The 14,148-nt window shown below is 60.8% G+C and carries 13 protein-coding genes; 3 read left to right on the forward strand and 10 right to left on the reverse strand.

Translation table 11 applies throughout. From position 1 onward, the window contains the following. Positions 1-63 precede the first annotated feature (63 nt). A complete protein-coding gene (locus tag AC2YB9_RS17390) occupies positions 64-714 on the forward strand; it encodes an MBL fold metallo-hydrolase (RefSeq protein WP_487266624.1) in 651 nt (216 codons plus the stop codon). On the opposite strand, the gene AC2YB9_RS17395 is transcribed toward AC2YB9_RS17390, so the two are convergent. Genes AC2YB9_RS17395 through AC2YB9_RS17405 form a run of 3 tightly spaced genes read right to left on the reverse strand, consistent with a single transcriptional unit; the run spans position 656 to position 3,581 of the window. Continuing rightward, positions 656-1,471 (reverse strand): ABC transporter ATP-binding protein, encoded by an 816-nt coding sequence (locus tag AC2YB9_RS17395; protein ID WP_487266625.1) that lies wholly within the window; start codon positions 1,469-1,471, stop codon positions 656-658. The genes AC2YB9_RS17390 and AC2YB9_RS17395 overlap by 59 nt on opposite strands. Beyond that, positions 1,468-2,496 carry a FecCD family ABC transporter permease gene (locus AC2YB9_RS17400; protein WP_487266626.1) on the reverse strand — a complete coding sequence of 343 codons (1,029 nt, stop codon included), beginning with the start codon at positions 2,494-2,496 and terminating at the stop codon, positions 1,468-1,470. Before AC2YB9_RS17400 ends, AC2YB9_RS17395 begins: the two co-directional genes overlap by 4 nt. Then, entirely contained in the window at positions 2,496-3,581 is a 1,086-nt protein-coding gene (locus AC2YB9_RS17405) for a FecCD family ABC transporter permease (RefSeq protein WP_487266627.1), read from the reverse strand. The genes AC2YB9_RS17400 and AC2YB9_RS17405 overlap by 1 nt, the downstream gene beginning before the upstream one ends. A 95-nt stretch (positions 3,582-3,676) precedes the next feature. Here AC2YB9_RS17405 and AC2YB9_RS17410 point away from each other — a divergent pair, with 95 nt between their 5' ends. After that, complete coding sequence (locus AC2YB9_RS17410; protein WP_487266628.1) at positions 3,677-4,066, forward strand: MmcQ/YjbR family DNA-binding protein; 390 nt, start codon at positions 3,677-3,679, stop codon at positions 4,064-4,066. 14 nt (positions 4,067-4,080) lie between these two features. Here AC2YB9_RS17410 and AC2YB9_RS17415 read toward each other — a convergent pair whose 3' ends face one another. The 6 genes from AC2YB9_RS17415 to AC2YB9_RS17440 form a co-directional block, all read right to left on the reverse strand. Next, positions 4,081-4,794 (reverse strand): ABC transporter ATP-binding protein, encoded by a 714-nt coding sequence (locus tag AC2YB9_RS17415; protein WP_487266629.1) that lies wholly within the window; start codon positions 4,792-4,794, stop codon positions 4,081-4,083. Beyond that, complete coding sequence (locus AC2YB9_RS17420; protein WP_487266630.1) at positions 4,791-6,539, reverse strand: branched-chain amino acid ABC transporter ATP-binding protein/permease; 1,749 nt, start codon at positions 6,537-6,539, stop codon at positions 4,791-4,793. Before AC2YB9_RS17420 ends, AC2YB9_RS17415 begins: the two co-directional genes overlap by 4 nt. A gap of 1 nt (position 6,540) precedes the next feature. Next, entirely contained in the window at positions 6,541-7,416 is an 876-nt protein-coding gene (locus AC2YB9_RS17425) for a branched-chain amino acid ABC transporter permease (RefSeq protein ID WP_487266631.1), read from the reverse strand. Between the two features lie 69 nt (positions 7,417-7,485). After that, positions 7,486-8,655 (reverse strand): ABC transporter substrate-binding protein, encoded by a 1,170-nt coding sequence (locus AC2YB9_RS17430; RefSeq protein ID WP_487266632.1) that lies wholly within the window; start codon positions 8,653-8,655, stop codon positions 7,486-7,488. Between the two features lie 181 nt (positions 8,656-8,836). After that, complete coding sequence (locus AC2YB9_RS17435; protein WP_487266633.1) at positions 8,837-11,038, reverse strand: 3-hydroxyacyl-CoA dehydrogenase NAD-binding domain-containing protein; 2,202 nt, start codon at positions 11,036-11,038, stop codon at positions 8,837-8,839. A 35-nt stretch (positions 11,039-11,073) separates the two neighbouring features. Further along, positions 11,074-12,288 (reverse strand): acetyl-CoA C-acetyltransferase, encoded by a 1,215-nt coding sequence (locus AC2YB9_RS17440; RefSeq protein WP_487266634.1) that lies wholly within the window; start codon positions 12,286-12,288, stop codon positions 11,074-11,076. Positions 12,289-12,414: 126 nt separating this feature from the next. Here AC2YB9_RS17440 and AC2YB9_RS17445 point away from each other — a divergent pair, with 126 nt between their 5' ends. Beyond that, positions 12,415-13,134: a MerR family transcriptional regulator gene (locus tag AC2YB9_RS17445; RefSeq protein ID WP_487266635.1), complete on the forward strand. Its 720-nt coding sequence runs from the start codon at positions 12,415-12,417 to the stop codon at positions 13,132-13,134. A 23-nt stretch (positions 13,135-13,157) separates the two neighbouring features. Here the strand turns inward: AC2YB9_RS17445 and AC2YB9_RS17450 are convergent, their stop codons facing one another. Further along, entirely contained in the window at positions 13,158-14,126 is a 969-nt protein-coding gene (locus tag AC2YB9_RS17450; RefSeq protein WP_487266636.1) for an alpha/beta hydrolase, read from the reverse strand. Positions 14,127-14,148: the final 22 nt, after the last annotated feature.

Raw genomic sequence — 14,148 nt, forward strand, 5'->3', positions numbered from 1 at the left:
TTGATGGCTGTCGGGGCATCCTTGGGTCTGGCTCGAATCCGGCCCAATCTTTATCATTGAGTCATGCCACCGCTTGTCAGTCAGGTCACCGACGGCACGTTTCTCGTCAGCGGTCATGCCGCCAACTGGGTACTCCTCACCGAGGACGACCAACTCACGCTGATCGACGCCGGCTACCCGGGCGATTTCGACGACGTGCTGACGTCGATCAATGCGATCAACTTCCGGCCTGAACAAATCGCGGCGATCCTGATTACCCATGCGCACGTCGACCACATCGGCGTGCTGCCAAAACTCCTGAATGTCGTTGATGCACCGGTGCTCACCTCCACCCAGGAGGCCGAGCATGCGCAACGCGACTACCTCGAACAGGCCTCGCGTAAGGATGTGGCGCTGCGTTGCTGGCGGCCATACCTGTTATTACGTGCCCACAGTTGGTGCGATAGCGACCAGCGACGCGCTCGTCACCGGCCATGCCATTTCGCGGTGGACCGGGCCGCAACTGCTCGAGGAGATGTTCCATCACGCCCTATCGGAGAACATCGACTCGCTTCGTCTGCTGTCGGGGTATTCCGCAGACACGCTGCTCCCGGGGCACGGACCAGTATGGAACGCGCCGATTGCCCAAGCCGTGACCCAGGCGCTGGGCTGAATCTCAAACCGACACGGCGCAATGATGCCGCCCACGCGGCACGACCATCGGCGTGCCGCTGATCGGATCGGGACAGACATTGCAGGACAAGCCGAACACCTCGGTGATGACTGCGGCATCGATAACGTCGGTCGGTGAGCCTTCAACGATGATCGAGCCGCGCTTCATCGCGATGATGTGATCGGCATAGCGACAGGCGAGATTGAGATCGTGCAGCACGATAACGATCGTCTTGCCCGACACCCGATTGAGGTCAGTCAGCAGGTCCAGCAACTCGACTTGATAATTGATGTCGAGGAACGTCGTCGGCTCATCGAGCAACAACAAATCCGTGTCCTGCGCGAGCGCCATCGCGACCCAGACCCGCTGCCGTTGACCTCCCGAGAGTTCGTTGATCCGCCGGTCGACAAGGTCCGAGGTCCCGGTCAGCGCCAACGCCTGGGCCACCGCCTGATCGTCCGCATCACTCCACTGGCGGAACCAGCCCTGATGCGGATAGCGACCGCGCCCGACCAGGTCGGCGACCGTAATTCCGTCCGGCGCAACCGGTGACTGCGGCAACAATCCAAGCACGGTCGCCACGTCATGGGTTTTCATCGTGTGGATCGCGCGGCCGTCGAGATAGACCGCACCGCGGCGCGGTTTGAGCAGGCGTGCCAGCCCGCGCAGCAGGGTGGATTTGCCGCAGGCATTGGCACCCACGATCACGGTGATCTTCCCATCGGGAATTCCAACGTCAAGCCCAGTCACGATGTCAGCGTCCGCGTAGCCGAGGGCTAAATCCTTGGTACTGAGTCTGGTTGTTGTTGAAGCGGTCATCCGCCGCGTCCTTCCCGGTTGACGGTGGCAAGAATCCACATCAGGTATGGCGCGCCGACCGCGCCAGTGACGACACCGGTCGGCAGGCTGGCCGGCAGCACGTGCTGCGCGATGAAATCAGCGCCGAGTACGACGATTGCGCCGACGAGCGCTGCCGCCAAGATCCCACCGCCGGCTGGCCCGAGCAAGCGCCGCGCGATCGGTCCCGCCACCAGCGCCACGAACACGATTGGGCCGGCGACTGCGGTGGCAAATGCCAACAACGCGACCGAGACCGCGATGAGTCCCAGCCGAGACAACTCGACGCGCGAACCCAGCGCTCGCGCCGTGTCATCGCCCAGTTCAAGTACGCCGAGTGGCCGGCTCAACAGGAGTGCAACCGGCAGCAGGACGATGAGGGCGCCGATCAACATACGCAGTTCAACCGCACCAGACTGGCCGATTGATCCGACCAGCCAACGCATCGCCTCACGGGCGTCATACAGATCAGCACGCGCGAGCAGATAGGTGACAATCGAAAGCATAAACTGAGAAACGCCGATGCCGACCAAGATCAGTCGGTAACCGCTGATCCCGTCCCGCCAAGCAGCGAGATAGATGACTAGGGCGCTGACGAATGCCCCGACCAGCGCCAGCATCGAGATGGTCAGGCCACCGGCGTGGAGCACCACGATCCCGACCACTGCGGCAAGACTCGCGCCCGAGGAAATGCCAATGAAGTCCGGCGAAGCCAACGGATTGGCAAGCAATTGTTGAAAGATCGTGCCGGAGACGCCGAGCGCAAGACCCACGCTCACGGCCGCGAGCGCGCGCGGCAGACGCAGGTCCTGGACGATGAAGTCGACCGCTGAGTTATTGCCCAGCTGCGTGATGGAACCGACGACATCGAGCGCCGAGACGAAGTAATTGCCGACCATCATGGCCAAGACGAATAGTGCCGCAGCAATCGTTGCGAGCGTCAGCCAGACGCGTATGGTCCGATGGCGACGTCGCAGCCGCCGGGAGCGTAGATCGGGCGACACCATCACAACTCCGCGAGATTGCGATAGCGGACAAGAGCGACAAACGCCGGCGCACCGATGATGCCGAGGACAACGCCGACTTCCAGCTCGCCGGGGCACAGCAGCAATCGGCCAGCGATGTCGGCAGCGAGGAACAGGATCGGCGTCAGCAGCAATGAATAGGGCAGAATCCAGTGGTAGTCGGGGCCGCAGATCATCCGTGCCAGATGCGGCACGATCAGGCCAATGAACACGATCGGGCCACAGGCCGCAGTGGCCGCGCCACACAAGATTGCAACCGCGATGAAGACCATCGCCCGGGTCAGGCCGACACGTTGTCCGAGCGCCCGGGCCGTGTCCTCGCCGAGTGCCAGACCATTGAGCGAACGACCACAGGCCAGCGCCAACACGCCACCGATGACGAGGAACGGCAGGACTTGCCAGAATATCGGCAGATACCGACCGGCGAGCGATCCCACCTGCCAGAACCGCATCTCGTTGAGCGCCTCGAGATTGGTCATCAGGATGCCCGCTGTAATCGACGAAAACGCGGCCGTGATTGCGGCTCCGGCGAGTGCGAGTTTGACCGGAGTGGCGCCCTCTCGGCCCAGCGAAGCAATCGAATAGACCACGACGGTCGCGCAAGCAGCGCCCAGCAGCGCCAGCCAGACATAGCCGCCAGCACTGCGGATACCGAAGACCGAAATACCCAATACGACAAATGCCGCCGCGCCAGAGTTGATCCCCATGATGCCCGGATCGGCGAGCGGATTGCGGGTCACTCCCTGCAACAGCGCCCCGCTCAAACCCAACGCAGCACCGACGAAGATGCCAAGCAGCGTACGCGGAACGCGCATGTCGCGAATGACGGCTTGCGCGGTGGAATTCGGATCGTAATGTCCGAATGCGTCGACGATCGTTGCGGGGGTGACGCCGCGCGATCCGAGCATGATGCTGGCAATCGCGGTGATGAAGAGGAGGGCCGTCAGCGCAACTAGGCCAGCGACGAGCGTGCGGCCACGTCGACTTTGAGGTTGCTGTTCGGCTGGAATCGCCGGCGCCGCGAGGTCAAGAGTCAACGTTCGGATTCGCCTCCTGCGCTTGCTCATTCGTCGTATGATTGACGGAACAAAGGTTAGCCTAACTTAGGCTTACCTTTGTTCCACGCTCAGGACACGTCGCAACAACCGTTTAGGCTGACGTCATGGATTTCAATGCGCTCCGCACGCACTGTCTGGAGTTCCCCGGCAGTTTCGAGGGCTTCCCGTTCGGGCCCGAATCAAGCGTCTTCAAGGTCGGCGCTGACGTCTCCGGGGCACGCCACCCGGCCAAGATATTTGCGCTGTGCAGTCAGGCGAACACGCCGCTGTCGATGAGTCTCAAATGCGAGCCGGACATTGCGATCCAGTTGCGCCTTGAGCACCCTGAGATCACCACCGCCTATCACTTCAACAAGCGGCATTGGAACGGCGTACGACTCGACGGCGATCTGCCCGAGCAGCTACTCCTTGAGCTGGTCGAGGACTCCTACGATCTGGTCGTCTCGACGCTCAACAAGGAGCAGCGAAGCCGCCTCGGCTGGGCCCGGCCCTGAGCCTGGTTGATCTCCTATTCGAGGCCGAGGTAAGCCTCGATAACTCGTTCGTCGAGCAGCAACTCCTGCGCAGGACCCGAGTGGGTGATCTCACCGGTCTCCAGCACATAGCCGAAATCGGCGGCAGCTAGTGCCCGGCGTGCATTCTGCTCAACGAGGACAACGGTCGTACCGGTCGTTCGGATCTGCGAAATGACCTCGAACACCTCATCGACAATTTTTGGCGCAAGCCCCATTGATGGTTCGTCCAGAAGCAAGACGGTCGGCTCGGCAATCAACGCACGAGCAATCGCGAGCATTTGCTGTTCTCCACCGGACAGCGAACCGGCCTGCAATTTTCGTCGCTCGGCCAACACTGGAAAGCGCTCGTACATTCGCTCGATGCTGGCCCGACGGGACTTGTGCCGATGCCATCCCCCCAGTTCAAGGTTGTCGGCGACGCTGAGTGTCCCAAGAATCTCTCGTCCTTCGGGAACCTGCACGAGTCCGGCCTCGACCATACGGTGCGCGGGCCACTTCGTAACATCCTTGCCGTTGAAGACAATGCGGCCACGGCGCGGGCGAAGCAGCCCTGACACAGCGTTCAGGATCGAGGTCTTGCCGGCACCGTTTGCCCCCACAAGTGTGACAACGGAACCCGTCGGCACCTCGAAGGACACATTGCGCACCGCGTCGACGTGGCCGTAATTGACTTGAAGTCCGTCGATCATCAGACACGGTTCGCTCATCGCTGGTCCTCCGTTCCGGCCGTGGTCGAATGATCGGCCGCGGCAGTCAATTCCTCGACCGCCAGAGCAGTTGTCGAGTCATCCGAACCGCTTGATCCCAAATAGGCCTCCAGCACTGCAGGGTCTCTGGCGATTTCGGCCGGGACACCATCGGCGATAACTTCACCGAAGTTCAGAACGATGATACGGTCGCAGGTTTCCAGCATCATTCGGACGTTGTGTTCGATGACCAAGACCCCCAGACCATCGCGTGCAAGGGAGCGGATGAGCTCGGCCAGTTTGGCGGCCTCGACCCGGTTCATTCCTGCGGCCGGCTCATCCAGCACAAGCACGCTTGGATGAGCGGCCAGGGCGCGAGCGATTTCAAGCCGTCGCTGGTCCCCATAGGACAATTCCCCAGCTGGCGTGCCGGCTTTGTCGTCGAGTCCCACGCGCGCCAACTGCGCGGATGCCAGCGCAATTGTCTGGCGTTCCTGGTGGCGTGCCGAGGGGAGGAACAGGAGTCGCCGCAACAGTGTGCCTCGGGACACGCGATAGGCACCCACGAGGACGTTTTCAAGCGCCGATAATTGGCCGAACAGTTTGATTTGTTGGAAGGTTCGGGCGACGCCGGCAGCGGCAAGTACATGTGCCTTGGTTCTGCTTGGCAGCCTATGACCAAGGACTTCGGCGGTCCCCGAGCTCGGCTTGGTCACACCCGTGATCATGTTGATTAGCGTCGTCTTACCGGCGCCGTTCGGGCCGATCAGGCCGACAATCTGACCGGCTTCCAATTCGAGGTCAACTGAGCGGACGGCAGCTACGCCACCGTATGACTTGCTGAATCCGCGTACCGTCACCAGCTGAGTGCCACGCGCCGGTAAGTCGTCGAGTGAAGGCAATTCACCGACGCCGACAGTGCGCTTTGCTGACCGTCGCCGCGGGATCAACCCGGCAAGGCCACCTGGCACAAAAAGGATCACTCCAAGCAGCAGCACTCCGGAGATAAATGGTCGCACCCAGCTCGCATCGATGCCCAATGAGCGTTGCAGTTCGGGCAAGACCGTGAGGAAAGCGGCACCCAGAACCGGTCCAATGAACAGTGCGATGCCACCGACGACAGCGCTCACGAGTCCGTCGACTGCGGCGGTGAAGGAAAATTCATTGGGGTCTGCGAAACGACTGAAGTAGGCGAGCAGTACGCCATACAGACCCGCCAGTGCGCCAGCGATGACGAAGGAATACATCCGATGCCGCTCGACATTGATTCCCATCGAAGTTGCCGCAAGTTCATCCTCGCGGATCGCATCGAAGGCGCGGCCCAACCGTGAGCCGGCAAGACGCCAAAACCAGAACGTGACAACTGCCAGCACAATCCAGGCGATCCCGGGTCCGACAAGTTTGGGAAAGGACAATCCTTGCGCGCCGTGCGTCCACGATTGATTGATCAAGAAGATACGCACCATCTCGGCGAAGGCGAGCGTTGCGATGGCAAGGAATACGCCACGCAATCGAGTCAGTGGCAAACCGAGAATATAGGCCGCAACCATCCCAACGATCATGCCAAAAATGATGGCAACGAGCAGCGGCGGCACGAATCCCCACAACGGTTCATCGGGGACAACGAGCGTCGAGGTGAATGCCGCCAACGAGGCAATGCCCAGTTGCGCGAGACTCAGTTGGCCAGCGAGCAGGACCGCGTAAAAGCTGAACGCGAGGATCGCGGCCAAAGCGATCAAGGTGATGAGCGAGGAGTACTGAGTCATGTCAGACCTCTCGTGTTTTCTTCGCGCCAAAGAGTCCCTGCGGACGGATCACCAGCACAGCGAACAGCAATCCGAACGCCACCATGTCGCGCCAAGAACTGCCGACGTAGTTGACGGCGTAGACCTCGGCTAAGCCGAGCGCTAGGCCACCGACCAAAGCACCCGGCAACGAACCCAATCCACCGACGATGATGATCGCCAGCCCTTTCAATTCGACCGCGTGCCCAGTGCCAAGTTGGGCGGAGTTGACGTTAAGGGTGAAAAGCACGCCGGCCGCGGCGCCCAAAGCCGACGAGATCGCGAACGTTACCGCGGTAACCCGGTTGACGTTGATGCCTAGGACCGCTGCGGCATGCGGATTTTCGGCGATCGTACGCATACCAAGTCCGAGCTTGGAATGGGCCACGAGCCAGGTCAGTAGGACGACCAGGCCGACACTGATGATCAAAATCAGCAACTGCAACAAAGAGATGGTGGCGCCGTTGAACTCGAACCGTTTCTTCGGGAACGCGTCGGGCGGGAATCGGGTCGTGTCCGGGCCGTAGCGCGCCTGAAGCAATGCCACGAAGATCGCACCAAGGGCAATCGAGGAGATCAGGCCAGCGAAATGTGCGTCAGGCCGCGAATTGAGCGGCCGGAACGCCACCCGTTCGATGATCAGTCCTAATATTGCGCCGACCACCATGACGATCGGCACTGCCAACCAGATCGAGATACCCAACCGGGTCACGACCTCGATGCCGATCAGTGCGCCGGCGGAAAAAACCGCCGCGTGCGCGAGGTTGAGCCGATCAAGCACCCCGAAGACCAAGGTGTAACCGACCGCGAACAGGGCATAGATCGAGCCCAGAAATACGCCATCCAACAGTTGCTGCATTCCGGTCCCCTGTCATGCGTTGTGCGCCGCGCTCTCGGGGAGCGACGGCGCACAACATGGTCATTCGAATTATTTCAAGATGGCGAACTTGCCGTTCTTGATGACTTGAACCAGTGCCTGCTGCACAGCATCACGATTCGAATCAATGCTCAGGTCACCGAGCACGGTGGGCAGATCTTTAACGTTCGACAAGTTCTTCTTGATCGCTTCACGACTGCCGTCGCAATCCTTGCGGACAGCATCGTTGACCGCCTGCATCCCGGCATATGCCTGGGCGGCAAACTGATCGGGCTCGGCGTTGTACTTCGCCTTGTAGTCAGTCAGGAACTTCTGGTTCTGCGGGTTGTCCGAAGCGGAGTTCCACGCTGCACCGACGATCACACCGTCGGCGGCCTTGCTGGCGCCCTTGATCAGCGCGGGCGAGTTGAAGCCATTGCCACCCACGATCGGAACGGTGATGCCTAGTTCGCGAGCCTGAGTGACCAGCGGAACCGCCGCGTCAATCAGGGCCGAAACGACGATCGCATCTGGCTGTTGCTTCTTGACCTTGTCTAAGATTGCGTGGAAGTCCGTGTCAGATTTGGAGAAGGTCAGCGTCTGATCAACCTTGACACCATCCTTCTTCAGCGCGGCGGCCATAGCCTTGTAGCCCGATTCGGTAAATGCATCGTCGTTGCTGTACATCACAACGACGTGCTTTAGACCGAGCTTGTCTTTTGCGGCCTTGATCGTCTGCGGGATTACCGCACCTTCGGTGAGCGACACACGGAAGACATAGTCACCGAGCGCGGTGACACCCTCGGCCGTGTTCGATACGCCAACAACCGGAGTCTTACCGTCCTGGGCAACCGGATCGGTCTGCATTGCAGCATTCGACAGGGTAGGGCCGATGATGACACTCGACTTGTCGTTGACGAATTTCTCGAACAGCTGGATGCCCTGCTTGGGATCGGTCTGGTCGTCCTCGACCTTGAGTTTATAAGTGACGCCGCCGTCCGCATTGATCTGGTCGACCGCGAGCTTGAGCGCATTCTTTTGACCAGCGCCATATTGAGCCGCAGCGCCGGTAAGGCTGAACGCTGCCGCGACAGGAACGGGTTCGCTGATCTTGCAATCTGCACCGCTACCTGTTCCGACGAGCGCGTCGCTGTCGCCGGAGCCGCCCGAGCCGCCGCAGGCCGCCAGAACGAGAAGCAATGCCGAAGTACCGATACCGGCGGAAATGAGTTTGCGATGCATGGGGCTCCTTGAAGAAAAGTTGCACGCCTACATGCCGTACCAGGTAATAGTCGGCTTCTGGCGTCCCCTTATTTCTAGTCCACAAGGGCGACCAGGGTCAATTTTGCTCATGCCAAGACAATGAGTGGGGCCACGGTCATTGACCGTGGCCCCACTCATGTTCAGTTGACTATCGAACTATTCAGACAAACAGTTCGCCGTTCTTTGCTTTGTCGAGGAGCAGCGCGGGCGGTTCGAAACGCTCGCCATACTTGGCAGCGAGCTCCTGAGTCCGCTCGACGAAAGCCTCGACACCGATGCGGCCGTCGGGTGCTTCGTAGCCGTTGATGTACTGCAACGCACCACCGAGCAAGGGCGGGAAGCCGATGCCGAAGATGGAGCCGATGTTGGCATCAGCAACCGTACGCAGGACATTTTCTTCCAAGCAGCGAACCGTATCCAGCGACATCACGAAGACCTGCCGGTCCTTGAGATCCTGGAATTCGGGCTGCTCGTCCGCAGCGGGGAACTTCTCAGCCAGACCCGGCCACAGGCCAGTCCGCTTGCCCGCTTCGTCATAATCGAAAAAGCCCTTACCGACGAGACGGCCGGAACGGCCCAACTCGGTCATCGTGTTGACGACCTGCTCAGAGGGATCCGGCGTCCAGGTGCCGCCCTCAGCCTCAACGCCAGCCTGCGACGCGATCCGGATCTTCTTCATCAGTTCGAGGTTCAGCTCGTCACTTATTTGGATCGGGCCGGTCGGATAACCCGACTGAGTCGCAGCGCGATCGATCGCCATTGGATCGACGCCCTCGGCCAGCATGCCAAGACCCTCGTTGATGAACTTTCCGATGACTCGGCTGGTGAAGAAACCGCGACTGTCATTAACGACGATCGGGGTCTTCTTGATGGCCTGGACATAGTCGAGCGCATGCGCGATCGTCGTGTCGTTCGTCTTCTTACCAGCGATGATCTCGACCAGCGGCATCTTGTCGACCGGCGAGAAGAAGTGGATACCGATGAAGTCGTCCGGGCGGCTGACGCCTTCGGCCAATTCGGTGATCGGCAGCGTCGACGTGTTGGAGCCCAACAGCGCATCCGCGTTGACGTGCGGCTCGAGCTCAGCGAACACCGAGTGCTTGAGCTCGACCGATTCAAAGACGGCCTCAACGACGATGTCGCAGCCCGCCAGATCGGCGTAGTCGTCGGTCGGCTTGATCTTCGCGAGGAATGCGGCCTTGGCATCTTCGGTGAGGCGGCCTTTGGCAAGTTGCTTGTCGAGCAGCTTCTCGCTGTAAGCCTTGCCCTTTTCGGCAGCTTCAAGACTGATGTCCTTGAGGACGACATCCATACCTGCCTTGGCCGAGACGTAGGCGATACCTGCGCCCATCATGCCCGCGCCGAGAACAGCAACCTTGGTGAACTTCTTCTTCTCGATACCGGCCGGGCGTGATCCGCCAGCGTTGATGGCACCGAGATCGAAGAAGAACGCCTGCGTCATGTTCTTGAACTGCTGACCAATGATCAGCGCGATGAGGTAGCGCGATTCGATCCGCGAGGCGGTGTCGAAGTCGACCTGGGCACCCTCGACGGCAGCGCTCATGATGCTGCGCGGCGCCTTGTAGTCAGCGCCCTTGACCTGCTTGCGCAGATTGGCTGGGAACGCGGGCAAGTTCGCCGCGAACGCCGGCGTCGACGGCGAGCCACCGGGGATCCGGTAACCCTTGCGATCCCAAGGCTTGGTGCACGCTTCTTCATTGTCGGCATTGGCTTCGATCCAGGCTTTTGCCGCCGGCATAAGGTCGTCCTGAGTGGCGACGAGTTCGTCGACGAGGCCGAGCTCTTTGGCCTGCGCCGGCTTCATCCGCTGCCCTTGCAGAAGGATCTTCATGAGTGCATCGGCGATACCGAACATGCGGACGGTGCGGGTGACGCCACCGCCGCCGGGCAGGAGGCCAAGGGTTGCTTCGGGCAGGCCAATTTCATAACGGCCGTCCACCGCGATCCGGTGATGGGTCGCGAGCGCGATCTCAAGTCCGCCGCCGAGGGCAGCGCCATTGATAGCGGCAACGACGGGCTTGCCGAGCGTCTCGAGCTGACGCAGAGTGGCCTTAATTCCTTCAACCTCGGCGAAGAGCCGCTCAGCATCCTCAGGCTTGGCCTGAGTCATGAGCTTCAGATCGCCACCGGCGAAGAAGGTCTTCTTGGTTGAGGTGATGACGACACCCTTGATGCTGTCGGGGTTGTCCTTCACCTCGTTGGCCAACCGATTGACGGCCTTGGCCATCGAGTCGGCATATGCCTGATTCATCGTGTTGGCGCTCTGGTTCGGGTCGTCGAGGATCAGGTTGACGATCCCGTCGGCGGCCGCATAGCGCACGGCTTCGGTGGTGCTTGTCATATGTGTGTGTCCTTGTGATGTGGGTCGACGGGAGGTCAGATGCGTTCGACGATGGTGGCGATGCCCATACCGCCGCCGACGCAAAGCGTGACGAGGCCGTAGCGCTGATCGCGCCGTTCGAGCTCGTCGATCACGGTGCCGAGGATCATCGCGCCGGTCGCACCCAGCGGGTGGCCCATCGCAATCGAGCCACCGTTGACGTTGGTCTGGTCGTGCGGGAAGCCGCCAAGATCCTTCATCAAACGCATCGCCACGGCGGCGAATGCCTCGTTGATCTCAAGCAGGTCGATGTCGCCAACGGTGAGCCCGGCCTTGTCGAGTGCCTTGAAGCAGGCGGGACCGGGGCCAGTCAGCATGATCGTCGGGTCAGCACCGGAAACTGCTGCGGAGACGATGCGTGCGCGTGGGGTGAGACCGTGACGTTCGCCGGCTGCGGCATTGCCAATTGCGACGAGTGCTGCGCCGTCGACGATGCCTGAAGAGTTGCCAGCATGGTGAACGTGGTTGATGCGTTCGACGCTGTAGTACTTCTCCAGCGCTACCGAGTCGAATCCGCCCATCTCGCCGATCATCGCAAATGATGGCGTCAACCCCGAAAGGCTCTCTGCGGTGGTGCCCTCGCGAACGAACTCGTCATGATCGAGGATCGTCAGTCCGCTGGCATCTTTGACCGGGATGACTGACTTGGAGAAATAGCCATTGGCGATCGCCTTGGCGGCACGAGCCTGTGACTCGGCGGCAAAGGTGTCAACGTCGGTACGGCTGTAGCCCTCAATCGTGGCGACCAAGTCGGCGCCGATTCCCTGCGGGACAAAGGAGGTATCGAATGCAGTTTGTGGATCCATTGCCCAGGCGCCACCATCGCTGCCCATCGGGGCACGGCTCATTGACTCAACGCCGCCGGCGAGGATGAGATCTTCCCAGCCCGAACGCACGCGGCTGGCTGCCTGATTGACGGCGTCGAGGCCTGAGGCGCAGAAACGGTTGAGCTGAACACCGGGAACCGTGTCGGGCAGCCCAGCGGCGATGGCAGCGGTCTTCGCGATGTCCATGCCCTGATCACCGACCGGAGTCACACAGCCAAGAATGAGATCGTCAATCCCATTGGGATCAAGCGTCGGATTGCGCTTCTGGATTTCATCGATCAATCCGGTCACCAACGAGATCGGCTTGACCTCGTGGAGCGATCCGGTCTTCTTGCCACGGCCGCGGGGGGTGCGGATGGCGTCGTAAACGAAAGCCTCACTCATTGCAATAGTCCTCTGAGATTGGGAAATGGAGCCACTAACTTGATTGTGACACTAGTACTGTCAGCATAATAGGCCTCAGGATGTGGTGCTGCTCACCACGATACGCAAAAATCAAAGGATTCCGCTATGAATGACGCACCGACCGCAACGATGAGCGTGGAGCAGTTGGCTGCGCGCGTCGGCATGACGGTGCGCACAGTTCGCTTCTATGCGGGCCGCGGACTCATACCTGCGCCGCGCCGCGAAGGCCGCAACGGCTATTACGGGCCAGACCACCTCGCCCGCCTCGAACTCGTCCGCGAGCTCCAGGCACACGGTTTCACCCTCTCGGCGATCGAGGGATATCTCGAGCGCATCCCAGCGAACGCCAGCCCCGAAGATGTCGCGGTCCACCGGACACTCCTCGCGCCGTGGATGCCGAACTTGCCCGAGACACTCAACCGCGCTGAGCTGGCAGTCCGTGCCGGTCGCGAACTCAGCGATGACGACATCGAAGTCCTCGTGGGAATTGGTGTCGTCGAACCGACGCCGACCGACGACACCTTCAATGTCGCCGGCGCCCATTTGGCGGTCGGTATGCAGTTGGTCGATCTCGGCCTACCGATGGACGTTATCTTGGCCACCCAGAAGATCTTCACCGAGCATGGCCGCGCGGCCGCAAATGAACTAACCGAAGTGTTTCGCAAACAGGTATGGCCACATTTGCGTGAGTCGACCGAGCCGCCTGAAGTCATTCAGTCGATGATTGAACGGTTCAAACCATTATCGATTCAAGGACTTGTTACGGCATACGAAACTGCTGTCGATGAAGCCAAACGCGACACGGTGCTGCACCGGAAGAGCTGAATCAACGGCTCAAAGCCGCTCGGCTAAAGCCCCTTGAGGAACGCGACTGTCCCCTCGAGGGCCTGCTGAGCAGCCGCATCCTTGAGGACGAATTGATATTCGTGCTTGAGCTTTGGCCGGTAATTGGCCGGGAAGAACAGCGACTGGACTGGGACGCCGAGTTCATCGAGGCGTTTGGCGAATGCTCGGCCCTGCGGCGTCAGCGGATCATCGTTGCCGCCGGAGATCCAGGTCGGCGGGAACGCCGCCGTTGCGTTCTCGGTGACCGACGCCGCGCTCAAATCGTCCGCGCGGAAGTAGGAGTCAACCACCTTGCGTACGAAGAAGCCGATAATTCCTGAGCTTGCCGTCGTGAGCTTCGCTGGCTCATAAGCTCCGCAGTTGAGCACCATCCCGGCCAGCTGAGTCGTTGCGGGATCCAGGCCAAGTCGCTTGGCGTATGCGGGAACGGACGTGGCAATCGCCACCTGCCCGGCGATTTGCGATCCGGCCGAGTCACCGGCGAGGACGATTTTTTTGGGATCGACGTGATAGCGCTCGGCTTGGCTCAGCACGTGCGCCAGCGCGGCGTTGGTTTGGCGGACCGGCGTCGGATACTTCGCGCCGGGTGCGGTCGAGTAGTTGATGCCGATGACAGTGAAGCCGCGGGCCGCGAGGATCTTCAGATAGGGCGTGACATCGGCTTTGTCGCCAGCGACCCAGCCACCGCCATGCACCCACAGCACGGTCGTCTGTTGATCCTGTGTCCCGGTGGGGAACCAGACATCGAGAGTTTCGTCGTCGTTCGAGCCATAAGACTCGTCGGTAATGCCAGCAACATTGCTCGGCACCCGCTTCTGCATTTCGGCGGCCATGGCTTTGCCACCATGCTCGAAGAATGCACGCACGACGAGCGCGCTCGGCCACGGCGACACGACAAACGCACCGACCAGCACCGCGAATGCGATGCCCACCGTGATCAGAAATTTCGCAAGTCGGCCCCGGAGCTTCATGCCCGCGACCCTATCGGTCGGC

This window comes from Aeromicrobium changchenzhani (assembly GCF_057586615.1).